This is a genomic window from Dyella sp. C11, from assembly GCF_003121485.1.
Classification (GTDB): Bacteria; Pseudomonadota; Gammaproteobacteria; order Xanthomonadales; family Rhodanobacteraceae; genus Dyella.
The window spans coordinates 1-23762 of record NZ_QAVX01000021.1 but is presented as its reverse complement, the minus strand read 5'-3'; the positions used below and the strand labels follow the sequence as shown (position 1 = coordinate 23762).

The 23762-nt window shown below is 64.5% G+C and carries 18 protein-coding genes; 7 read left to right on the top strand and 11 right to left on the bottom strand.

What is annotated here, in order from left to right:
* Nucleotides 1-12 precede the first annotated feature (12 nt).
* The 8 genes from DK366_RS17235 to DK366_RS17200 form a co-directional block, all read right to left on the bottom strand.
* On the bottom strand, nucleotides 13-1020 hold the full coding sequence (locus DK366_RS17235) for an oxidoreductase (protein ID WP_109126808.1): 1008 nt from the start codon (nucleotides 1018-1020) through the stop codon (nucleotides 13-15).
* 32 nt (nucleotides 1021-1052) lie between these two features.
* The gene (locus DK366_RS17230; RefSeq protein WP_109126807.1) at nucleotides 1053-1643 is read right to left on the bottom strand and encodes a TIGR00730 family Rossman fold protein; all 591 of its coding nucleotides are present in this window, start codon (nucleotides 1641-1643) and stop codon (nucleotides 1053-1055) included.
* Between the two features lie 155 nt (nucleotides 1644-1798).
* Nucleotides 1799-3223: a dihydrolipoyl dehydrogenase gene (gene lpdA / locus DK366_RS17225; RefSeq protein WP_109126806.1), complete on the bottom strand. Its 1425-nt coding sequence runs from the start codon at nucleotides 3221-3223 to the stop codon at nucleotides 1799-1801.
* 142 nt (nucleotides 3224-3365) lie between these two features.
* Nucleotides 3366-4574: a 2-oxoglutarate dehydrogenase complex dihydrolipoyllysine-residue succinyltransferase gene (gene odhB, locus DK366_RS17220; RefSeq protein ID WP_109126805.1), complete on the bottom strand. Its 1209-nt coding sequence runs from the start codon at nucleotides 4572-4574 to the stop codon at nucleotides 3366-3368.
* Between the two features lie 82 nt (nucleotides 4575-4656).
* Nucleotides 4657-7530 (bottom strand): 2-oxoglutarate dehydrogenase E1 component, encoded by a 2874-nt coding sequence (locus DK366_RS17215; RefSeq protein ID WP_232821096.1) that lies wholly within the window; start codon nucleotides 7528-7530, stop codon nucleotides 4657-4659.
* Nucleotides 7531-7764: 234 nt separating this feature from the next.
* Complete coding sequence (locus tag DK366_RS17210; protein ID WP_232821095.1) at nucleotides 7765-8286, bottom strand: hypothetical protein; 522 nt, start codon at nucleotides 8284-8286, stop codon at nucleotides 7765-7767.
* Nucleotides 8283-9476, bottom strand: a complete 1194-nt coding sequence (locus DK366_RS17205) for a cupin domain-containing protein (RefSeq protein ID WP_109126804.1) — start codon at nucleotides 9474-9476, stop codon at nucleotides 8283-8285. Before DK366_RS17205 ends, DK366_RS17210 begins: the two co-directional genes overlap by 4 nt.
* Before the next feature lie 44 nt (nucleotides 9477-9520).
* On the bottom strand, nucleotides 9521-10270 hold the full coding sequence (locus tag DK366_RS17200; protein ID WP_109126803.1) for a sulfite exporter TauE/SafE family protein: 750 nt from the start codon (nucleotides 10268-10270) through the stop codon (nucleotides 9521-9523).
* Between the two features lie 158 nt (nucleotides 10271-10428).
* Here DK366_RS17200 and DK366_RS17195 point away from each other — a divergent pair, with 158 nt between their 5' ends.
* From DK366_RS17195 to DK366_RS17180, 4 genes are all read left to right on the top strand, one after another.
* Nucleotides 10429-12231 (top strand): assimilatory sulfite reductase (NADPH) flavoprotein subunit, encoded by a 1803-nt coding sequence (locus DK366_RS17195; protein ID WP_109126802.1) that lies wholly within the window; start codon nucleotides 10429-10431, stop codon nucleotides 12229-12231.
* Nucleotide 12232: 1 nt separating this feature from the next.
* Entirely contained in the window at nucleotides 12233-13924 is a 1692-nt protein-coding gene (cysI, locus tag DK366_RS17190; protein WP_109126801.1) for an assimilatory sulfite reductase (NADPH) hemoprotein subunit, read from the top strand.
* Nucleotides 13921-14643 carry a phosphoadenylyl-sulfate reductase gene (locus DK366_RS17185; RefSeq protein WP_109126800.1) on the top strand — a complete coding sequence of 241 codons (723 nt, stop codon included), beginning with the start codon at nucleotides 13921-13923 and terminating at the stop codon, nucleotides 14641-14643. Before cysI ends, DK366_RS17185 begins: the two co-directional genes overlap by 4 nt.
* 64 nt (nucleotides 14644-14707) lie before the next feature.
* Nucleotides 14708-16471, top strand: a complete 1764-nt coding sequence (locus tag DK366_RS17180) for a bifunctional sulfate adenylyltransferase/adenylylsulfate kinase (protein WP_109126799.1) — start codon at nucleotides 14708-14710, stop codon at nucleotides 16469-16471.
* A gap of 771 nt (nucleotides 16472-17242) precedes the next feature.
* Here DK366_RS17180 and DK366_RS17175 read toward each other — a convergent pair.
* Nucleotides 17243-18262 (bottom strand): LysR substrate-binding domain-containing protein, encoded by a 1020-nt coding sequence (locus DK366_RS17175; RefSeq protein WP_109126798.1) that lies wholly within the window; start codon nucleotides 18260-18262, stop codon nucleotides 17243-17245.
* 339 nt (nucleotides 18263-18601) lie between these two features.
* On the opposite strand from DK366_RS17175, the gene cysG reads away from it, so the two are divergent.
* Nucleotides 18602-20032: a siroheme synthase CysG gene (cysG, locus tag DK366_RS17170; protein ID WP_109126797.1), complete on the top strand. Its 1431-nt coding sequence runs from the start codon at nucleotides 18602-18604 to the stop codon at nucleotides 20030-20032.
* Between the two features lie 75 nt (nucleotides 20033-20107).
* Complete coding sequence (cysK, locus tag DK366_RS17165; protein ID WP_109126796.1) at nucleotides 20108-21049, top strand: cysteine synthase A; 942 nt, start codon at nucleotides 20108-20110, stop codon at nucleotides 21047-21049.
* Nucleotides 21050-21126: 77 nt separating this feature from the next.
* Here cysK and DK366_RS17160 read toward each other — a convergent pair whose 3' ends face one another.
* Complete coding sequence (locus tag DK366_RS17160) at nucleotides 21127-21498, bottom strand: helix-turn-helix domain-containing protein (protein ID WP_109126795.1); 372 nt, start codon at nucleotides 21496-21498, stop codon at nucleotides 21127-21129.
* Nucleotides 21499-21652: 154 nt separating this feature from the next.
* Between DK366_RS17160 and gstA the strand changes: the two genes are divergently transcribed.
* Nucleotides 21653-22267, top strand: coding sequence for a glutathione transferase GstA (gene gstA, locus DK366_RS17155; RefSeq protein ID WP_109126794.1), 615 nt, complete (start codon nucleotides 21653-21655; stop codon nucleotides 22265-22267).
* A 60-nt stretch (nucleotides 22268-22327) separates the two neighbouring features.
* Here the strand turns inward: gstA and purB are convergent, their stop codons facing one another.
* Entirely contained in the window at nucleotides 22328-23695 is a 1368-nt protein-coding gene (gene purB, locus DK366_RS17150; RefSeq protein WP_109126793.1) for an adenylosuccinate lyase, read from the bottom strand.
* Nucleotides 23696-23762: the final 67 nt, after the last annotated feature.

The following is a 23762-nucleotide window of genomic DNA, read 5'->3' as shown; positions in this document are numbered from 1 at the left end:
CCAACCGGAAGCTCAGCTTGCGCTACCAATGCGCACTACGGTACGCCCGAACGATTCACCCGACAGCATGCGGGGAAACACATCGGGCAACTGGTCCAGCGTGACTTCACGCGTGGCAATGCGCTCAAGATGTTGCGGCTTCCAGTCGCCGGAAAGGCGCTCCCACACGCGGTCGCGGATATCGCGCGCCGTGCCGGAGGAAGCCATGCCGAGCAGGCTGGCCCCGCGGATGATGAACGGCATGACCGTACTCTCAAAGTCGAATCCGCCCGCATTGCCGCAGATGGCGACATTGCCATACGGGGCAATGAGGGGCAGCAGGCCAGCCAGCATGCTGCCACCGACGTTATCCAGCGCCCCGCCGAAACGGGCCGAATCCATCGGTTTGCCGCTGAAGACGAGCTGGTGGCGGTCGATGCATTCGGCGGCGCCGAGATCGCGCAGGAAGTCGAAATGCGCGGCCTTGCCGCTGATGGCGTGCACGGCGTAGCCCGCGCGCGTGAAGATGTCGATGGCGAGCATGCCCACGCCGCCGGTGGCGCCCGTGACGGCGATCGGACCGAGCGAGGGCGTCTGACGGTTGTCTTCCATGCGCAGCAGCGCCAGTGCAGCCGTAAAGCCGGCTGTACCGATGATCATGCTTTCACGCAGGCTCAGCCCGTTGGGCAGGCGGATGGTCCATGCCGAAGGCAGGCGGATGTATTCACCGTAACCACCATCGCGCGTCTCTGACAGGCTGCTGCCGGTGCACAGCACCGCGTCGCCTTCCTTGAACGCCGGGTCGGTCGACGCCACGACCGTGCCGGCAACATCGATGCCGCCGTTGAGTGGGTACTGGCGCAGGATTTTCCCCTTGCCGGTGCCGGCAAGGGCGTCCTTGTAGTTGATGGACGAGTAGGCAACCTTGACCAGCACTTCGCCCGGCGACAGTGCATCGGCGTCGATGGTTTCCAGGCCGCCGCGGTAACCGGCGGCGTCGTTGTGAATGCGGAAGGCGCGAAAGGCGGAGGGGGAACTCATGGGGGAAATCCTTTGCGGCGTGCCGTGGGCGATCAGGCGTCGACGATGCGCTTGTCGATGAGCCGCGAGGCGCGTTCGCCCCGGTACGTCGGCATCCAATCGAAGAACGCATGCATGTCGTCACCGAACCATACACTTTCGTGTTGTCCCGGCGTGATGAAGCCTTCGTCGACCATATGGTCGACCATTCCACGCAACCGGTCGTAGTAGCCGCGCACACTAAGGAAGCCGCACGGGTAACGATGCAGGCCCAGTTGCGCCCAGGTGAGCATCTCGAACATCTCGTCCATGGTGCCGAACCCACCGGGCAGGGCGACAAAAGCATCGGACAGCTCGAACATGCGCGTCTTGCGCTGGTGCATGGTTTCGACCACTACCAGCTCAGAGAGGCCAGTGTGCGCCACCTCGCGGTCCACCAGCTGGCGCGGGATCACGCCAATGACCTTGCCGCCACCGGCAAGCACGGCATCGGCGACGGTGCCCATCAGGCCGACCTTGCCGCCGCCGTAGACCAGCGCAATGCCGCGCCTGGCCATTTCGGTGCCGAAGGCGCGGGCCTGTTCGACGTATTCAGGGTATTTGCCGCTGCTGGAGCCGCAATAGACGCAAAGGGCGGTTGGCATGAGAACGGGGAATCACGGGCGGAAGGGAAAACAGGGGGGCGGGCTGACGGAGGAACCGGGGTTCCACCCTTTGTTTCTATTCACTCGTCCCCGAAAAAGCAACGGCCCGCTCATGTTTCCACGAGCGGGCCGTTGCGGCCATCGACCAAAAAGGCTTAGTTGCCCTTGTGGATGGCGCGCTTGTCGACCGACAGGGCAGCCTCGTGCACGGCTTCGGACAGCGTCGGATGCGCGTGGACGATGCGGGCCAGGTCTTCGGAGGAGCCCTTGAACTCCATCGCGACCACGCACTCGGCGATCAGCTCGGACACGCCCGGGCCCACCATGTGCACGCCCAGGATGCGATCCGTTTCGGCGTGGGCGATCATCTTCACCTGGCCGATGGCCTCGTTCATGGCCACGGCGCGGCCGATGGCGGCGAACGGGAAGGTGCCCACCTTGTACGGCACACCTTCTTCCTTCAGCTGCTTCTCGGTCTTGCCGGCCCAGGCGATTTCCGGCTCGGTGTAGATGACCCACGGCACGGTATCGAGGTTGATGTGGCCCGCCTTGCCGGCGATCCACTCGGCCACGGCCACGCCTTCCTCGGAACCCTTGTGCGCCAGCATCGGGCCGCGCACGGCGTCGCCGATGGCCCATACGCCGTTCACGCCGGTGTGGTTGTGTTCGTCGACCACGATGCGGCCGCGCTCGTCCAGCTTCACGCCGGTGTCGTCGGCCAGCAGGCCATCGGCGTAGGCGCGACGGCCCACGGCGACCAGCAGCTTGTCGACCACGACGTTATGGTCGCCGTCCTTGTCGTTGTAGGTGAGGTGGACTTCGTTGCCCTTGATCTCGGCCTTCGACAGCTTGGCGCCCAGCTTGATGTCCAGGCCCAGCTTGGTGAATTCCTTCAGCGCGATCTTGGCGATGTCCGCGTCCGCGGCGCCGAGGAAATCCGGCAGCGCTTCGAGCACGGTCACTTCCGAACCCAGGCGCTTCCACACGCTGCCCAGTTCCAGGCCGATCACGCCCGCGCCGATCACGCCAAGGCGCTTGGGCACTTCGGTGAAGTCCAGCGCGCCGGCGTTGTCGACGATCATCGTGTTGTCGAACTTGGCGAACGGCAGTTCGATCGGCACCGAGCCGGTGGCGAGGATCACGTTGGTAGCGCTGATGGTCTGCTTGGAACCGTCGTTGCCGGTGATCTCGACTTCGTTGCCCTTGAGCAGCTTGCCCTTGCCGAAGAACGGCGTGATCTTGTTGGCCTTGAACAGCTGGCCAATGCCGCCGGTGAACTGCTTGACGATCTTGTCCTTGCGGCCAATGAACGTGCCCAGGTCAACCTTGGCGCCTTCCACCGTAATGCCGTGCACCGGCAGGTTGTGCGCGATGTTGTAGTACTGCTTGGACGAATCCAGCAGTGCCTTGGACGGGATGCAGCCCACGTTGAGGCAGGTGCCGCCGAGGGCCTGCTTGCCGTCCTTGCCGACAAACGCGTCCACGCAGGCGGTCTTCAGGCCCAGCTGCGCGGCGCGGATCGCGGCCACATAGCCGGCCGGGCCGGCGCCGATGACGATGACGTCGAATTTTTCGCTCATGGTTTTTCCTTGCTGTGTGGCGCGCTGGGGAGGGCGTCACTTGTGTTGCGGAAGATAGGTGCGGCGAGCGTGGATTCAATGCCACTGCCCGCCGCCAGAGCTTCGTACCTATTGCATGTGAGCGGGGCGCTCACATGCGCGCTCAGATTCCCAGCAACATGCGCTGCGGGTTCTCAAGCTGGTTCTTGATGTCGACCAGGAACAGCACCGCGTCCTTGCCGTCGATGATGCGGTGGTCGTAGGACAGCGCCAGGTACATCATCGGGGCGGCGATTACCTGGCCGTTCTCGACGATGGCGCGCTCCTTGATGGCATGCATGCCCAGGATGGCGCTCTGCGGCGGGTTCACGATCGGGGTGGACAGCAGCGAACCGAAGGTGCCGCCGTTGGTGATGGTGAAGGTGCCGCCCTGCAGGTCGTCCAGGCCCAGCTTGCCGTCACGCGCCTTCTTGGCGTAATCGACAATGCCGCGCTCGACGTCGGCGAAGTTCATGTCCTGCACGTCGCGCAGCACCGGCGTCACCAGGCCCTTGTCGGTCGAGACCGCAATGGAGATGTCCTGGTAGCCGTGATAGACGATGTCGTTGCCGTCGACCGAGGCGTTCACCAGCGGGTGACGCTTCAGCGCTTCGGCAGCGGCCTTCACGAAGAAGCTCATGAAGCCCAGCTTCACGCCGTTGGCCTTCTCGAACGACTCGCCCAGCGCCTTGCGCATCTTCACCACTTCGGCCAGGTTCACTTCGTTGAACGAGGTGAGCATGGCGATGGAGTTCTTCGACTGCATCAGGCGCTCGGCGATGCGGGCGCGCATGCGGGTCATCGGCACGCGCTCTTCCGGACGCGAACCCGGGGTCGGCTTGGCAGCCGGCGCGGCAGAGGTCGGAGCGGCGCCACCCTTGCCGACGTTGAGCAGGTCTTCCTTGGTGACGCGGCCGTCGCGGCCGGTACCGGCAACCTTCGACGCATCGATGTTCTGTTCGGTGGCCACGCGCAGGCCGGCCGGGGAAAGATCAGCGTTGCCGGCGGAAGCCATCGCCGGGGCAGCGGCCTGGGCCGGAGCGGCGGCAGCGGGAGCCGGGGCAGCAGCGGCCGGGGCCGGAGCAGCGGCGGCTGCGCCTTCCTCGATCACCGCGATGACCTGCTGGCTGGTCACGGTGTCGCCGGACTGGAACTTGATTTCCTTCAGCACACCATCGACGGGCGAGGGCACTTCGAGCACAACCTTGTCGGTTTCCAGGTCCACCAGGTTTTCGTCGCGCTTGACCGCTTCACCGGCCTGCTTGTGCCAGGTGGCGATGGTGGCGTCGGAAACGGATTCGGGCAGAACGGGAACTTTGACTTCGATGCTCATGTGAATTCCTTGGAGTAGTGCGTCCATCCTTGAACGCCAGATTCAAATAGCGGCCATCCATGGCCGCACTTTTTAGGATTTTTTATTCAGCAGCGTGATCGGTGCCGATCGGCGAGACCAGTGCCTGCTCGACCAGCGCCGCCTGCTCGGCGACGTGCGTGTTCAGGTGACCCGCTGCCGGCGCCGCGGAACGGGCGCGACCGGCGTACGACAGGCTCTGCTTGTTGTTGACGCAGGCCTGCAGGTGATGACGGATCTGGAACCACGCGCCCTGGTTCATCGGCTCTTCCTGGCACCACACCACTTCCTTGGCGGAAGGGTACTTTTCCAGTTCGGCCGTGACCTGCGCACGCGGGAACGGGTAAAGCTGTTCCACGCGCACGATGGCGACGTCGTTGGCACCACGCTTCTCGGCGTCTTCGAGCAGGTCGTAGTAGACCTTGCCCGAGCACAGCACCACGCGCTTGACCTTCTTGGCGGCCAGATCGCGATGCTCCGGAATCACCAGCTGGAAGCTGCCGTTGGCGAGCTCATCCAGCGTGGACACGGCCAGCTTGTGGCGCAGCAGCGATTTGGGCGTCATCACGATCAGCGGCTTGCGCGTCGGGCGCACCATCTGGCGGCGGATCATGTGGAACGCCTGCGCCGGCGTGGTGGGCACGCAGACCTGCATGTTCTCCATGGCGCACAGCTGCAGGAAGCGCTCAAGGCGGGCGGAGGAGTGCTCCGGACCCTGGCCTTCGTAGCCATGCGGCAGGAACAGCGCCAGACCGCACAGGCGATTCCACTTGGACTCGCCCGAGCTGATGAACTGGTCGATCACCACCTGCGCACCGTTGGCGAAGTCGCCGAACTGGCCTTCCCAGATGTGCATGGTGTACGGATCGGTGGTGGCGCTGCCGTATTCGAACGCCATGACCGCTTCTTCGCTGAGCAGCGAGTCGATCACTTCGACGTCGGCGCCATCGCGCACGTTGGCCAGCGGCATGTAGGTGTAGCCGGTCTTCTGGTCATGCAGCACGGCATGACGATGGAAGAACGTGCCGCGACCCACGTCCTGGCCGACCAGGCGCAGGTTGTAGTTCTCGTCGATCAGCGTGGCGTAGGCCAGGTTCTCGGCGAAGCCCCAGTCACCGGCCTGTTCGCCGGAAGCCATCTTGGCGCGATCTTCATAGATCTTGGCCACGCGCGACTGCAGCGTCATGTCCTTGGGCGTCACCAGGATCTGGTTGGCCAGTTCCACCAGGCGCTGCTTGGAGTAACCCGTGTGGGTGTCGTTCGTCAGCTTGCCGCCGATGAACTTGTCCCAGTCCACTTCGATGTCCTTGATGAGCGCGGTGGTCAGCTCGGTCATCGGCTCGCCGGCTTCCAGGCGTGCGCGGTAGTCCTCGAACATCTTCTGGCCGTCGCCTTCGGCGATCACGCCCTGCTTGACCAGTTCCTGCGCGTAGAGATCGCGCGTGGTCGGACGCTTGCGGATGATCTGGTACATCACCGGCTGCGTCGCTGACGGCTCGTCGGCTTCGTTGTGGCCATGGCGGCGGTAGCACACCAGGTCGATGACCACGTCCTTGCGGAACTGCTTGCGGAAGTCGTACGCCAGGCGCGTGGCCTGGATGACGGCTTCCGGATCATCGCCGTTCACGTGGAACACCGGCGCGTTGACCATCTTGGCCAGGTCGGTGCAGTACAGCGTGGAACGGGTGTCCTGCGGGTTGGACGTGGTGAAGCCCACCTGGTTGTTCACCACGATGTGCAGGCTGCCGCCGATCTTGAAGCCGCGGGCCTGGGACATGTTGAACAGTTCCATGTTCACGCCCTGGCCGGCCAGCGCCGAGTCGCCGTGCACGATGACGGCCATCGACTGCTTGCGCTCGGTGTCGCGGCGACGGATCTGGCGCGAATGCACCGAACCGGCCACCACCGGGTTGACGATCTCAAGGTGCGACGGGTTGAACGCCAGCGCCACGTGCGTGCCGCCGTTCGGCGTCTTGACGTCGGCGGAGAAACCCATGTGGTACTTCACGTCGCCGGAGTGGGCCGGATCATCCGGGTGATCCCACTTGCCTTCGAATTCGTTGAACAGCGTGCGCGGCGGCTTGCCGAGGATGTTTACCAGCATGTTCAGGCGGCCGCGGTGGGCCATGCCGATCACGACTTCCTTGATGCCGTTGTCGCCGGCGGCGCGGACCATGTCGTCCACCATCGGGATCAGGCTGTCGCCGCCTTCCAGCGAGAAGCGCTTCTGGCCGACGTACTTGGTGTGCAGGTAGCGCTCGAGGCCCTCGGCGGCGGTCAGCTCGGCGAGGATGCGCTTCTTGCCGGCGGCATCCAGGCCGGCATTGCCGTTGGCCTGCTCAAGACGGGTGTAGATCCAGTTGCGCTGCTCATGGTTGCTGATGTGCATGAACTCGACGCCGAGGGTGTTGGTGTACACCTTCTTCAGTCGAGCCAGCAGGTCGCGCAGCTTCATGCGCTGGCCGCCACCGGCAAAGTTGCCGCAATCGAACTCGGTATCCAGGTCGGCATCGGACAGACCGTGGAACGAGGGTTCCAGATCCGGCGCCGGCAGCTTCTCGGCCAGTCCGAGCGGGTCGAGGTTCGAGGCGAGGTGACCGCGCGAGCGGTACGCGGTGAGGATGCGCAGCACGCCGGCCTGCTTGCGGGCGTGGGCGTCATCAACCGGGCCGGCAGCGACGGCAACGCCGTTGCGACGCTGCTTTTGTGCGGCCTCTATACGCGCAATGGCCGCAGAGTGGGGCACGTCCCCCGACTCGCGGCCTTTGAAAGTCTCGAAGTATTTGCTCCAGGTGGCTTCGACCGACGAAGGGTCGGCCAGCCACGCTTCATAGAGCTGTTCAACGTAATCGGCGTTGCCGCCGGCGAGCTGGGAGGAATCGAAGAACTCGCGAATCAGATTAGTGCTCACGTCACCACCGGTGAGGAAGGGAAGCATGCAGCCGGTCCGACCGGGGTTGGCCGGATGGCTGGGAAAAATCCCGTTAATTATAGCCTTGGGCTGCTGCGACGCGGCAACCCAAAAGACCTCATTCAGATGGGGACGATGGTCGATATTTCGAGTTCAGGGGTATCGACCATCGTCGTAGGTCGCGGATTTCTACGGTGAAGCGTTCGTTTTGCCGTGCCATGACACGCCATGCAGGCAAATGGCTTCCCGTTCAGCCTGTGGCTAGAGATCCAGTGGCGACCACGCGGTGGCCCGGGCCGAGCGCTCCCACACCTCATTGAAATGCTGCATCAGGGGCGCGTGTGCGGCGCGATCGGCCAGCGAGGCGCGGCCGTCGGCGCGGCGAGCGTCCGGCTGGAACAGGTAGCCGCCCTGGTCCGTGAGCAGGTAGGACGAGGCGTAGGCAAGATCCACGTCTTCCTGCGGCGTGCGCACCAGCACGGCGCTGGGCAGGCGCTGGGCCAGGGCGATCAGGCGATGGTTGTCGCGCAGCGCGTCTTCCGGCGCGTGCAGGATCAGGCGGATCTCCGCGCCACGTCCCGAGGTAGCGAGGCGACGCAGCTCCGCCAGTTCCGGGGTCGAGCCGTAGACGTCGTCCGAAAGCGCAGGCTGGTAGATGGCGATGCGGTGGCGCGCCTCGACCAGCAGCTGCAGCCGGGCAGCTGCCAGTTGCACACGATCGCTGGCGTCCAGCACGCCTTCGCGGCCCTTGGCTGCATCGTCGGCGGCGTCCCGTTCGGTCATCGGCGCTTTCCCTTGCGGGCGATCAAGTGGCCGTCGTTGACCAGGGCGAGCAGCAAGGCCAGTTCGTCCTCGGCGATGGGCTGGCCGGGCGTGAATTCGCGTTCGCCGCACAGTTGCTCCGCCAGCCTGGCGGCGGCCGGGTAGGCATGTCCGTTCACGAACAGCGTGGCGCCTCGCTTGCCACGTGCCCACGCCATGCGGGCCCAGGGATGGCGAAGCAGGGACGCGCCGCCCTCGAGCTGCTTGCCCAGCGCACTGGAGGTCACTTCCTTTTCGGGAGGAACCGGCATCTGCGCGCTGCGATAGCGGGTGATGAAGCGGCCGAACCAGTCGGTGAGGGTGACATCGTCCAGCGCGGCGGCGAATGGCATCGCCTCGCGCAGACGGGTCAGGGCCGCCTTGTCGATTTCGCCAGCGGCTTTGGCCGGAGCGAGGTCGGGGTCGGTGTAGCGCAGTTCGTCGGGCAGGCGCTCGGCGAGGTAATCGGCCAGGTCGCCGGTCAGTTCGGCCCGCGAGGGCGCGCGCATGCCCAGCGAGAGGGTCAGGCACGGGCCGCCAAAGGCGACGCCGTCGTGTGGCACGCCCGGCGGCAGGTAAAGCATGTCGCCCGGTTCGAGCAGCCATTCATGGTCGGGGTCGAACGTGGCCAGTTGCTTGAGCTCGACGTCGGGGCGGAAATCCTTGGGTGCATCCGGGTTGGTGTCGATCGCCCAGTGACGCTGGCCAAGGCCCTGCAACAGGAACACGTCGTACTGGTCCACGTGCGCGCCCACGCCGCCACCCGGTTCGGCGTACGAAATCATGATGTCGTCGACGCGCCAGCTGGGCAGGAAGGTGAAGTGCTCCAGCAGGCCGGCCACGTCGGCGTCCCACTTGTCCACGTCCTGCACCAGCAGGGTCCAGTTCTTGTTGGGCGTGCTGGCGAAGTCCTTCTCGGTCAACGGACCGGTCTTTACCTTCCATCGATCGCGGTTTTCGTCGTGGATGATCAGCCGCGACAGCGCGGTTTCTTCCATCGCGAGGCCGGCGAGGTCATCGGGTTCGATCGGCGAGACGAAATCGGGGAAGGCCTGGCGGATCAGCAGCGGGCGCTTCTGCCAGTAATCGCGCAGGAACTGCGCGGGACTCATGCCCAGCGGCTGCTTGGCGCTGCCGCGGACTTCGATGGGGAGGCTGGATGGTGAGGTCATTGCGCCATTCTAAGCGAATGCGATGACGCTCCCGTTGATGCCGGTCAGTGAACCAGCAAGGTGTGCGCGATGTTATTGATGCCGATGGCCAGCACGGCCAGCGCAGCCAGAACAGTGGCTACGCGGGGTGGCATGCGACGGGCTAGCAGGGCACTCAGTGGCGCGGCCACCACGCCGCCGGCAATCAGCCCCAGCACCGAGGCGCCCTGCGGGAATCCCACATGGACGAAGAAGCTGATGCTGGCCACCGCACTCACCACGCACTTGGCCAGGTGCACCGTGCCGATGACCATGCGGGGACGCACGCCGCGGGCCACCAGGGTGGGAACCGTAAGGGCGCTCCAGCCGCCGCCAGCCACCGCGTCGGCGAAGCCGGCGACCAGGCCCAGTGGGCGGCTGACCTTGGGGGTCTCCTCGTGCAGCCGCTGGCGGGGCTGGCGGCGAAACAACAGGAACAGGCCCATGCCGATCAGATAGGGTGTGAGCGCCAGCTTCATCCACAGTGCCGGCACGTGGCTCACCACGTAGGCGCCGATGGTGGCGCCAATGGCGCCGGGAACCACCAGCGCCCAGAACAGCCGCTTGAGCACGTTGCCGGCCACCAGGTGACTGACGCCGGAAGCGCCACAGGTGAACGTTTCCGCGTAATGCACGCTCGCACTCGCCATGGCCGGCGGAAGGCCCAGCGCCAACAGCAACGCCGCCGAGGTGACGCCATAGGCCATGCCCAGCGCGCCATCGACAAGTTGGGCCAGCACGCCGATGGCGGCGGAGGTGAGGAAATCCGTGGGCATGAACCGCAAGGTAGCAAAGTCCGGGCCAGTCTAAGCGGTGCCCGCACGTGATGGGAAATAAGTGCCCGGACATGTGGTTATGCCGACACGTCCTTTCACATGACAAAACGATATGACTACTTTGGCTATCCAGATGTCTGGACGTCCAAAGGTGGACAGTGAACGCCGTCGTCGCAACGCAAACCGGTCTGGCCTCCCTCGACGGTGACAAGCTGTCCGCGCTGGAGCGGTTGGCCGATGGCCTGGGGCCTGCAGAGCTCTATTGGATCGCTGCATGGAGCGCGGCACGGGCTGAACGGGCTCAACGAGGTGGTGTGCTTCCCCCGACAGCCAAGGCCGTGGGCGATCGACTCACCGTTCTCTACGGCAGCCAGACCGGGCAGGCCAAGCGCATCGCCACGCAGCTCGCCGCCCGTGCCGAGGCGACAGGATTGTCAGTGCGGCTGGTGCGCGCCGACGGCTACGCACAGCGGGACCTTGCCAAGGAAACCCACCTTGTCGTCGTGATCAGCACCCAGGGTGACGCTGAGCCACCCGATGACGCGCGTGGCCTGGTGGAGTTCATCCTGGGCAAGCGCGCGCCCAAGCTGCCCGGCCTGCGCTACAGCGTGCTGGGTCTTGGCGATTCGAGCTATCCGCAGTTCTGCGCCATCGGCCGCCAGCTGGATGAGCGCTTCGCCGAACTTGGCGGTACGCGCCTGGCACCTTTGGGCGAGGCCGACGTGGACGTCGATGCCGTTGCCGGGCCGTGGTCCGAACGCGCTCTGGAACAAGCCAGGCAGGCGCTGGGTGCGTCCACGCCTGTTGCCCGCGTCGCCACCTTGCAGCCGGTGCCGTCGCGTGCCAGCCATACGCGCGAGCGTCCTTTCGCGGCATCGGTGCTGGACAACCAGGCCATCGTGGCGCGCGACGCAGGGCGCGACATCCGCCATGTGGAGCTGTCGCTGGAAGGTTCCAGTCTCCATTACGAACCCGGCGATGCCCTGGGCGTATGGCCGGAAAATCCCGCCGCGCTTGTCGATCAATGGCTGTCGGTGCTGAAGCTGGACGGCGAGCAGCCAGTACGGCACGACGGCAAGGAACTTCCGCTGCGTCGCTGGTTGAGTCACGAGCGTGAACTCACGCGTCTCAGCCGGCCGCTGATCGCGGCGGTTGCCGACGCGAGCGGCGACAGTGAACTGGCCAACGTACTGCGTTCGGATCAGGCCTCACGACTGGCGACGCTGCTTGCCGATCAACAGCCGATCGACCTTTGGCGCCAACATCCCGCCGCGTGGTCGGCGGAGGAACTGGTGTCCACGCTGCGCCCGCAGACGCCACGGTTGTACTCGATTGCTTCCAGCCAGAAGGCGGTCGGCGACGAAGTGCACCTGACCGGGGCCGTGGTTGATTACCTGGCGCATGGCGAGCGTCATTGGGGTGCCGCTTCGTCGTTCATTGGAGGCGCTGGCGACGATCAACGCCTGCCTGTCTTCATCGAAGAGAACGAACCCTTTCGTCTCCCCAAAGACGCAAGTCGCGACGTGATCATGATCGGCCCCGGCACGGGCGTGGCACCGTTTCGTGCGTTCGTGCAGGAGCGCCGCGAAACCGGCGCCGACGGGCGCAACTGGCTGTTCTTCGGCAACCGTCAGTTCCCGCGCGATTTCCTCTACCAGATCGAATGGCAGGCGGCGTTGCGCGACGGATCGCTGGATCGGCTTGACCTGGCGTTTTCGCGCGACGGCGATGCCAAGGTCTATGTGCAACAACGCATTCGGGAGCAGGGGCGCGAACTCTATGCCTGGCTTCAGGACGGCGCGCACCTTTACGTGTGCGGCGACGCAAACCAGATGGCGAAAGACGTGCACGCCGCGCTTGTCGACGTGGCGGTGACGCACGGCGGCCAATCGCACGAACAGGCCAGGGAATGGCTATCCGCGCTTCTCCAGCAGGGGCGCTACGCCCGCGACGTGTACTGACATGACGACGCTTTCCGATTTCGAACGCATCAAGAACGCCAGTCGCCAGTTGCGCGGCACCATTGCCGATGGCCTGCGCGACCCGGTCACCCATGCCATCAGCGATGACGACAACAAGCTGCTGAAATTCCACGGCAGCTACCAGCAGGACGATCGCGACCTGCGCGAAGAACGCCGCAAGCAGAAGCTGGAGCCGGCGTATTCCTTCATGCTGCGCGCCCGTCTTCCATCCGGCGTGATCACGCCGACGCAGTGGCTGGTGTTCGATCGTCTTGCGCGCGAGTACGCCAACGGCACGCTGCGCATTACCACGCGCCAGACGTTCCAGTGGCACGGCATCATCAAGCAGAAGCTCAAGCCCACCATCGCCGCCATCCATGATGCTTTGGCCACCACCATCGCTGCCTGCGGTGACGTGGTGCGCAACGTGGTGAGTACGGCCAATCCGGTCGAATCCTCCGGGCATGCGCTGGCCTACGAGTGGGCGACACGTCTTTCAGAGGAGTTGTCTCCCCGCACGAAGGCGTATCACGAGATCTGGCTGGATGGCGAGCCGCTGATAGGCGAGCCGAAAGACGAGGAACCGCTGTACGGCCGCACCTATCTGCCGCGCAAATTCAAGATCGGGCTGGCGATTCCGCCGCTCAACGATGTCGACGTATTCGCCCAGGACCTGGGCCTCATCGCCATTATCGAGCACGGCGAGCTGAAGGGCTTCAATGTCGCCATTGGCGGTGGCATGGGCGCGACGCATGGCGATCCCACCACGTATCCGCGCCTGGCCAGTGTGATCGGGTTTGTTCCGCCCGAGCGCCTGCTGGCGACATCGGAAGCCATCGTCGCCGTGCAGCGCGATTGGGGCAATCGCAGCGAACGCAAACATGCGCGACTGAAGTACACCATCGATCACCGTGGCCTCGACGCTTTCAAGGCCGAGCTGGAACAGCGACTGGGTTTTACGCTGGAGCCGGGACGCGGGTTTCGCTTCGAGCACAACGGCGATCGCTATGGCTGGATCGAAGGCGAGAACGGCCGCTGGCATCTCACGCTGCAGATCGAAGCGGGGCGCCTGGCCGATGTGGGCGAGCAACGCTGGCTTACCGGATTGCGTGAACTGGCGAACGTGCATGAGGGCGACTTTCGCCTGACCTGCAATCAGAACGTGATTGTCGCCAACGTTTCCGCCGATCGGCGCGATGCCATCGACGCCATCGTGGCGGCTCACGGACTCGATGGTTATCGCCAGCACAGCGGCATCCGGCGCCACGCGGTGGCTTGCGTCGCGTTGCCTACCTGCGGCCTGGCCATGGCAGAGGCCGAGCGCTACCTGCCGGATCTGCTGCCGAAACTCGAGGCCTTGCTCGATACCCATGGCCTGCGTGATGCGCCCATCCTGTTGCGCCTGTCGGGTTGCCCCAACGGCTGCTCGCGTCCGTACCTCGGCGAGATCGCCCTGGTAGGCCGCGGACCGGGGCGTTACGACTTGCGACTCGGCGCGGATTTCCGCGGACAGCGGCTCAATCAGGTGCATCGGGAAAACGTGGACGAAGCGGGGATTCTCGACGCGTTGTCGCCACTTTTCGCGAGCTATGCCGCCGAGCGATCCATCGATGAAGGGTTTGGCGATTTCCTGGTGCGCACCAGCGTTGTTGGCGCGCCCACGCGTGGCATTCCCCTGGAGGTGCTGGCATGAAGCAGGCATTGCTTGACGATGCCCAGCACGACACTCGTGCACTCGATGAGTTGAACACATGGCTGGCCGGCCTGGATGCGGAGCAACGTGTGGTGTGGGCGCTGGCGTATGCGCCGGGAGCGCACGTACTTTCATCGAGCTTTGGCGCGCAGGCGGCCGTTTCGCTTCATCTGCTGACGCGCCAGCGCCCCGATCTGCCGGTGGTGCTGATCGACACCGGCTACCTCTTCCCGGAGACCTACCGATTCATTGACGAGCTGCGCGATCGCTTGCGGCTCAACCTGAAGGTGTACGGCGCGGCGGAAACGCCTGCCTGGCTGGAGGCGCGCGAAGGCCGCCTGTGGGAGCAGGGCGTTGCCGGCATCGACCGCTACAACCAGTTGCGCAAGGTGGAACCCATGCAACGCGCGCTGCGTGATCTGGGTGCGGGAACGTGGTTTGCCGGCTTGCGTCGCAGCCAGGCGCGTACGCGCGCCACCATTCCGTTTGCCGAGCGGCGCGATGGTCGATGGAAATTCCATCCCATCGCCGACTGGAACGATCGCGATGTGGGCCTGTACCTGCGCAAGCACGGGTTGCCCTACCACCCGTTGTGGGACCAGGGCTACATCTCGATCGGCGACGTGCACACCACGCACCGATGGGAACCCGGCACCGATGTGGATGCCACCCGGTTTTTTGGCCTGAAACGCGAATGCGGACTTCACGGCCTCGCTTGACCCATACCAACGACATCCAGCGCATGACGCCGGATGCGGCCCCGATAAAACAAAGAGTCCGACCATGAGCCAGAGCGCCCTCGCGCAGTCCGATGCTGTCGCACACGACCAACGTCCTTCCTTGATCGCACCGCACGGCGGCGTGCTGAAGGAGTTGTATCTTTCGGCTGAGGAAGCCGCCGAACTCAAGCAACGCAGCGCAGGCTTGCCGGGCGTGGATCTGGATACGCGCCAGCTATGCGACCTGGAATTGCTGCTCAACGGTGCGTTTTCCCCGCTGGAAGGGTTTCTAACGCGCCGCGACTACGAAAGCGTGGTGGCGGATGCGCGTCTGGCGGACGGGACGCTGTGGCCTATTCCCATCACGCTGGATGTCAGCGAAGCCTTCGCCGAAAAGCTGGTGCCTGGAAGTGAGGTAGCGCTGCGCGACGTGCAGGGCGTCCCGCTCGCCGTGCTGCAAGTGGAAGACATCTATCGACCGGACCGAAACCTTGAGGCGCTCGAGGTTTTCGGCACGGTGGACCGCGCGCATCCCGGCGTGGCCGAATTGCTCGATCGCTATCGCCCGGTGAATCTGGGTGGTCGCGTGCGCGGCATCCAGAGTCCGTCGCACTACGATTTCACGGTGCTCCGCGACACGCCGCGAAGCCTTCGGGCATGGTTCGAGGCGCAAGGCTGGCATCGCATCGTCGCCTTCCAGACACGCAATCCCATGCATCGCGCACATCGCGAACTGACCTTGCGCGCCGCGCAGCAGGTTGGCGCGAAACTGCTGGTGCAACCGTCCGTGGGACGCACCAAGCCGGGTGATATCGACCACTACACGCGTGTGCGCTGCTATCAGGCGCTGCTGCCGCAATACCCCGCCAACAGTGCGCGCCTCTCGTTGTTGCCATTGGCAATGCGCATGGGTGGGCCGCGCGAAGCGCTGTGGCACGCCATCATTCGCAAGAATTACGGCGCGAGCCATTTCATCGTGGGCCGAGACCACGCCGGTCCGGGGAATGATTCCAACGGCAAGCCGTTCTACGGGCCGTTTGACGCCCAGCATCTGCTGGAGCGTCACCAGGATGAATTGGGCATACGCATCGTGCCGTTTCCCGCGATGGTCTACGTGGCCAATCGCGATACCTACCTGCCATCCAACGAAGTACAGCCTGACGACGAAGTACGCGATATCTCCGGCACGCAGTTGCGGCGGCATCTGCACGAAGGCAGCGAGATTCCCACGTGGTTCTCGTTCCCCGAAGTGGTGAAGATTCTGCGGGAACGCCATCCGACGCAGGCGACGCGAGGCTTCGCTCTCTTCTTCACTGGCCTGTCGGGTGCGGGCAAATCCACCATTGCACAGGCCGTGATTGCACAGCTGCTCGAGCGCACCAGCCGGGCCGTGACCGTGCTGGATGGCGACGAAGTACGCAAACACCTGTCACGTGGCCTGGGTTTCTCACGCGAGGATCGCCACGCCAACGTCACGCGCATTGGCTACGTCGCCAGCGAAATCGTGCGCCACGGCGGCATCGCCGTATGCGCACCGATTGCCCCCTACGCCGAATCGCGTGCAGAAGCGCGCTCCCTGGTCGAAGCGCACGGCGACTTCATCGAGATCCATGTGGCGACCGCGCTGGAAGTGTGCGAAGCGCGGGATCGCAAAGGGCTTTACGCGCAGGCACGCGCGGGCGTGATTTCGCATTTCACCGGCATCAGCGATCCGTATGAGGAACCGACAACCCCGGAGGTTCGCATCGACGGCAGCGCCGGTGATCCCCTCGTATTGGCAACCCACGTGCTTGATTTGTTGGCGGCGAGAGGTCTGCTACACAACTAAGCCGACCCAAGCTCCCTCTCCCCTTCGGGGAGAGGGTTGGGGTGAGGGGCCAATCCGCTAGAACCTTTCCTGTCGCTGTGGGAGCGCATCTAGTGCGCGACAAGCCCACGGAGCGGGAACGGCGTGGCGCCGCGGTCGCGCACAAGGTGCGCTCCTACAGGGGACGTCGCAGCTTTTATCGCGCCGCTGCGTCGACCCCTTTGGTGTTGACCTTGCATTGCTTCTTGCCTTGGCTCGGCCTTGGTTCCTGCCTTGGCTCTGGCCCTTCGGGGTCCCCGTATGACAGCGGCGGGCGGGTGAAGGATCAGCCCGCAGGGTGGCTGGCAGGGATGCCAGCCAGTTTGGCGTCAGGGCAGGATGCCCTGTCGACAAACCCCGTAGCCCGCTCGCGGACCTGGAGGGCTGAAAGCCCGGAAGGCGCGTCATCCGGGGTGCCTTTTCTTTTGGTTACTTTCGACGCGAAGCTAGTCCCGTGGGATCTTTGGGCAAGCAAAGAAAAGTAACCCGGCCTCCGGCAGGAGGTCGGAAGCCCGCGGCAGGCGAGCCAGGTCGCGGTATGGCTTCAATTGAGCGATAGAGCAAAGACAAAGTCACTGGATTCCCGCCTTCGCGGGAATGACGGTGAGGTGATAGGGACGGTGACGGAACAGAGATGGTGAGGGAATAAGACGGCCGGGGAATAAAGCGGTGGCTGAACAAGCAAGCGACAGCACAAGCAGGTACAAGCGCCCGCGTATTCACAGCAAAGCCGAGCAACGCCGCACGCAGCGCCTACTGCGCCTCCACCATCGGCTCCGCCACCTTCAACGGCACCCTACGATCCCGCCAATGCGGCACCCCCGGCCACTGCGACGTCCCCGCGCCCCCCGACGTCAGCGCCCGACTCACCGCACGCCGTTCCAGATGTGGTGCAAACACACCGATGAAATCCAGCGCGTATTCGCGCAACACACTTTCACGGCGCAACACGATCCAGGTCGTGCATCCGGCAAACAGGCTGTCCGCACCCAGTTCGCGCAGATCCGTATCGTGTTCCGGCTGATACGCCATCTCGGCGAGCACGCCGATGCCCAGGCCTTCGCGCACGTAGGTCTTGATCAGGTCCGCATCGCTTGCCGTCATCACGATCTGCGGGTCGAGCCCGGCACTTTGAAATGCGCGAACCAGCGACGATTCCGGCTTCAGCGAGGAGTCGTAGCTGATCAGCGGATGCGCGGCGAGTTGTGCCAGCGTCGGCGACTGTTTCTGCCGTGCCAGCGGATGATCCTTCGGCACCACGATGGTGCGGTTCCAGCGGTAGGCGGGCAGCGCGATGCCGTTCGGTGGCGGGGCACCGGCTGCCGTGCTGACGATGGCCAGATCCACCTGGCCACCTTCAAGCAGCGACATCACGTCCGAATCGCTTACCGGCTGCAGATGCACGCTGACCTGCGGATAGCTGCGACTGAGCGCCGCCACCGCCGAAGGCAGCGCGAAACGCGCTTGCGTATGGGTAGTGGCAATGCGCAGCGTGCCGCGCGATTCGTTGCGCAGGTTCGCGGCGATCGAGCGAATGTTGGCCGCTTCGGCAAGGATGATGCGTGCGCGCTCCAGCACGTGCGTGCCGGCGTGCGTAATGGCATGCAGGCTGCGCCCCTTGCGATGGAACAGCTGGAAGCCGAGTTCGTCTTCGAGCTGGCGCAGCAGTTTGCTCAGGCCCGGTTGCGTGGCGTGCACGCGTTCCGCGGCGAGGGTGATGTTCAGGCCGGCATCAGCGATGGCGACGAGGTAGCGGAGCTGGGTCAGCGTCATGGATCGGGTTCCACAGGCAGGCGAGAGAGGAAGGGCTCAGGGGCGCGCTGCGGATACATCGCGCAACCCCGCAGGCCGATGCCCTGCGTTTGCAGGCATGCGGAGCGGTTTCCGGCGGCTGGCGATGGCGATCCATGATTTACCGTAACGAAGCGGTGACAATTAGACGTCTATACAGCCGTTGCTGCGTTGCGTCAATACTTCGTGATGCCGGTAGATCGCCGGGGCGGCTTATAACACCGGGGCATATCTTCCAGTGCAGAAATCATTTGTACGGAAACAGGGCGCTGCCTAGTTTTGGATGGCCAAGTCCCTGCATCTCATGGAGCCTGAGGTTCGATGAAGCTCTACCCACTGTTCGCCGATCTGTCCGGCCGCCAAGTGCTGGTGGTGGGTGGTGGCGTGGTGGGGGAGCGCAAGGCGGCGGCCTTGCTCGAAGCCGGAGCGAAGGTCGTGGTGGGGGCGCCTGAACTTAGTCCTGCACTGCAAGGTTGGGCCGAAGCGGGGCGCGTTGAATGGTGGCGCGGAACGTTCGAGGACCACTGGCTCGATCATGCATGGCTGGTCGTGGCTGCCACATCGGACGCCTCGCTTCATCGCCACATGGCCGCGCTCGGCGAGGCACGCCGCATCTTCGTTAACGTGGTTGACGACGCGGAAACGTCGAGCTTCCACGTACCTGCCGTGATTGATCGTTCGCCGGTGGTCATCGCCATTTCCAGTGGCGGTCACGCGCCGATGCTTGCGCGACTGATACGCGAACGCCTGGAAGTGCTGCTCGATCCCGTGATCGGTTCGCTGGCCACGTTGATGGCGCGCATGCGCGCGCACATCAAGGCCCGCGTGCCGGATGTCTCGTTGCGCCGGCGTTTCTACGAACGTCTATTGAGCAGCCCAGTGCAAAGCCTGCTGCGTCGCGGGCAATGGGCCCTGGCCGAGGCATCGGCCGAGCGCTTGCTGGACGCTACCGAGGCGACGCCGGCAGGCTCGGTCTTGCTGGTGGGAGCAGGTCCTGGCGATCCAGGGCTGCTGACGCTGCGCGGATTGCGCGCGCTCAACGAAGCCGACGTTATCCTTCACGACAGGCTGGTGAGCATCGACGTGCTGGCGCTGGCACGCCGCGATGCCGAGCGCATCGAAGTCGCCAAGCAGGCGGGAAACCATCACGCCACTCAGGATCAGATCCACGCCTTGATGCTGGAGCACGCCAGGGCCGGGCGGCGCGTGGTCCGGCTCAAGGGTGGCGATCCCTTCGTGTTTGGACGTGGTGGCGAGGAACTGGAATTCCTGCGCAGCCATGGCATTCCCTATGAAGTCGTGCCGGGCATCACGGCCGCCGTGGCCTGCGCGGCTTACGCGGGCATTCCGCTCACCCATCGCGAGCATGCCCAATCGGTCCGGCTGGTCACCGCGCATTGCAGGAACTCCATCGATACGCTCGATTGGCAAGCCCTTGCGCAGGAGCGTCAGACGCTGGCGTTCTACATGGGGACCAGCGAGCTTTCGGCCATTCGCCAGAACCTGATCGATCACGGTCGCGCCGCCACCACGCCGTTCGCCCTTATCGAAAATGGTTCACGGCCGGAACAGCGGATCGTGGTAGGCACTCTGGCCAATGTCGTGGAGCAGGCGATGGCGAGTAACGTGCGCTCTCCCGCGTTGCTGATCGTTGGCGAGGTTGCCGCGCTCGCCACGACGCTGTCATGGTTCGGCAGTGCGCCCATCGGGACGGTACCGGCCGCTACCTTGCCCGCGGCCGCCGCGGCTTGACACAACTTTTCCCTTGAAGCGCGCACCATCGCGGCTTGCGCCTTTCCTTTACCTGCCGAGTTCCGGAGTTACTTCATGATCTACGACAGCATTCTCGACACCATTGGCAACACGCCCGTCGTGCGCCTGCATCGCCTGGCGCCCAAGCACGTGACGCTGTATGCCAAGGTCGAGGCGTTCAATCCGGCTGGCTCGGTGAAGGATCGTCTCGCCTACGCCATCATCATCGACGCCGAGCAACGCGGCGTTCTGAAGCCTGGCCAGACGGTGGTCGAAGCCACATCCGGCAATACGGGCGTGGCGCTGGCGGCGGTGTGTGCGGCACGCGGTTATCCCTTCGTGGCGGTGATGTCCGATTCGTTCTCCATCGAGCGTCGCAAGCTGATGCGTGCCTACGGCGCCAAGGTGGTGCTGACGCCGGCCGCCGAGCGTGGCAGTGGCATGGTGCGCAAGGCGAAGGAACTGGCTGAAAAGCACGGCTGGTTCCTGGCCAGCCAATTCGAGAACCCGGCGAACCCCGCCTATCACCGCAACACGACGGCACCGGAAATCCTGCGCGATTTCGCCGGCAAGCGCCTGGACTATTTCGTTACCGGTTGGGGCACGGGCGGCACGCTTACCGGCGTGGGCGAGGTGCTGAAGGTGGCGCGTCCCGAGGTGAAGATCATCGCGAGCGAGCCTGCCGGTGCCGCGCTGTTGTCGGGCAAGGAATGGGCGCCGCACAAGATCCAGGGCTGGACGCCGGATTTCGTGCCCGCCGTGCTGAACCGCGACGTGGCGGACAAGATCCTGCCCATCGACGACGTGCTGGCGCGCGACACCTCGCGTGACCTGGCGCAGAAGGAAGGCATCTTCGTCGGTATCTCGGCGGGTGCCACCGTGGCGGCCGCGCTGCAGGTGGCGAAGGATGCGCCGGAAGGTTCGGTGCTGCTGGCGATGCTGCCCGATACCGGCGAACGCTATCTGTCGACCTTCCTGTTCGAAGGCGTCAACGAAGGCTCCGACGAGGTCGAATGACGTTCTTGCTCTCTCTCCCCTCCGGGGAGAGGGCTGGGGCGAGGGGCCAACCTCGCCTCGATGTCACATCGCGGCGCTTACCCCACCGCCAATTTCCGCTGATCCGCCTCCCACTCCTCGATCAACTTCGTCCCCACGCTCGCCAGTGCATTGATCGCTGGCAGCAACTCACGCCCCAAGGGTGTAAGCGAATACTCCGCCGACGGTGGCGATGTGTGCAGCACGCGTCGCGCCACCAGGCCCCGCGTCTCCAGTTCACGCAATCGCGCACTCAGCACGCGCGCGGAAATCCTGGGCATGTCGTGGCGCAATTCGCCGAACCGGCGTGCGTCGCCGCTGAGTTGCCAGATCACGTTGGGTGCCCATGCACCACGCAGCAAGCGCAGCACTTCGCTGAGCGGGCAGGTGGGTGGCGGGGTGACTTTGCTTTTGCGTACGGGCAGGCCCATGGCGTGTTTTCCGGGTGCGTCCGATAACCAAACGGTTACCGGATTTTAAAGGTTACGCCCGGTTAGGTGGTATCCAACAGTAACCATGGTGGCCTAGCATCCGTGGCCCGCGCGAATGTGGATCGCGTTGTTCCTGTCCCCACGGAGAATCACCATGAAGCTCTATTACGCTGCGGGCGCGTGCTCGCTGTCGCCGCATATCGTTGCCCTGGAAGCCGGCATTCCCATCGAGCTGGAGAAGGTCGACACGAAGGCCAAACGCACGGCCCAGGGTGAAGATTTCTGGCAGATCAACCCCAAGGGCTACGTGCCGGCGCTCGCACTCGACAACGGCGAGTTGCTGACCGAAGGCCCGGCCATCGTGCAGTACCTTGCCGATCTCAAGCCCGAGAGCGGGCTCGCACCGGCGAATGGCACCGTGGCGCGTTATCGACTGCAGGAAGTGCTGGGTTACATCAACTCCGAGCTGCACAAGACCTACTCGCCGTTGTTCAAGCCCGATACGCCGGATGCTGTGCGTGAAGAGCGCAAGGAATACCTGCACAAGCGTTATGCCTTGCTCGAACAGCATCTGGCCAAGCATGAGTGGCTGGTAGGCGACCGCTTCTCTGCAGCGGATGCTTATCTGTTCACCGTCACCAACTGGGCCAAGCACGTCAGCTTCGACCTGACGGATTTCCCGGCCATCCTGGCGTTCCAGCAACGCGTGGCCGAACGCCCGGCTGTGCAGGCGGCGATGCAGGCGGAAGGCTTGCTCAAGGCAGCCTGAAAAAACCAAGGGCCGCGCATGGTTGCGCGGCCCTTGTGTAGTCAGCTTGCCGACGGACGCTTAGATGTCCTTGGCGAGCGGCTCGGCCAGGCCGATGTAACCGCCCGGCGTCAGGTCGAGCAAGCGCTGCTTGGCATCGGCCGGCAGATCCAGGCCGGTGATGAAGGTGCGCATGGAATCCTTGGTGATGCCCTGGCCACGCGTGAGCGCCTTGAGCTGCTCGTACGGTTCCGGCAGGCCGTAGCGACGCATCACTGTCTGCACGGCTTCGGCCAGCACTTCCCAGCTGGCGTCGAGATCGGCGGCAAGGCGGTCGGCGTTCACCGTGAGCTTGCCCAGGCCCTTCTTCAGCGATTCCAGCGCCACCATGGTGTGACCGAACGCCGTGCCCAGCGCGCGCAGCACGGTGGAATCGGTGAGGTCGCGCTGCCAGCGGCTGATCGGCAGCTTTTCGGCGAAGTGGCCGAGCAGGGCATTGGCGAGACCGAAATTGCCTTCGGCGTTCTCGAAGTCGATCGGGTTGACCTTGTGCGGCATGGTCGAGGAACCGACTTCGCCTGCCTTCAGTGCCTGCTTGAAGTAGCCCAGCGAAATGTAGCCCCAGATGTCGCGGGCCAAGTCGATCAGGATGATGTTGGCGCGACGCACGACGTCGCAATACTCGGCCACGCCGTCATGCGGTTCGATCTGCGTGGTGTACGGGTTGTAGTCCAGGCCCAGGCTTTCCACAAAGCGTTGCGAGAAGCCGCGCCAGTCGAGTTCCGGATACGTGATGGCATGCGCGTTGTAGTTGCCCACGGCGCCATTGATCTTGCCGGGAATTTCCACCGCAGCGAGCTGCTTGCGCTGGCGCTCCAGGCGCGCCACCACATTGGCCAGCTCCTTGCCCAGCGTGCTCGGCGAAGCGGTCTGGCCATGCGTGCGCGAAAGCATCGGAAGGCCGGCATTGGCATGCGCCAGTTCGCGCAGCCTGGCGATGATGCCGTCGAACGCCGGCAGCAGCACCTGGTCGCGTGCGTCGCGCAGCATCAGCGCGTAGGAAAGATTGTTGATGTCTTCGCTGGTGCAGGCGAAGTGCACGAATTCCTTGGCCTGCGCCAACGAGGCATCGTTGCCGATGCGCTCCTTGATGAAGTACTCCACCGCTTTCACGTCGTGATTGGTGGTGGCCTCGATGGTCTTGATACGCGCGCCGTCATCCACGCTGAAATCAGCCGAGATGCCCTTGAGCTTGGCGACCTGCTCGCTGGTGAAAGCCGGCAGCTCTTCGATGCCCTTGTCGGCGCCCAGCGCGAGCAGCCACTCGATTTCCACATGCACGCGGCGGTGCATGAGTCCGAACTCGCTGAAGATGGGGCGCAGCGTTTCGACCTTGCTGGCGTAGCGGCCGGCCAGCGGCGACAGGGCGGTCAGGGCATGGGAGGACATCGGGGGGCGGTCACTTTTAAACAACTGACGCTGCCGAACTACTTACTCCTGCTGACCTCTGTCGACG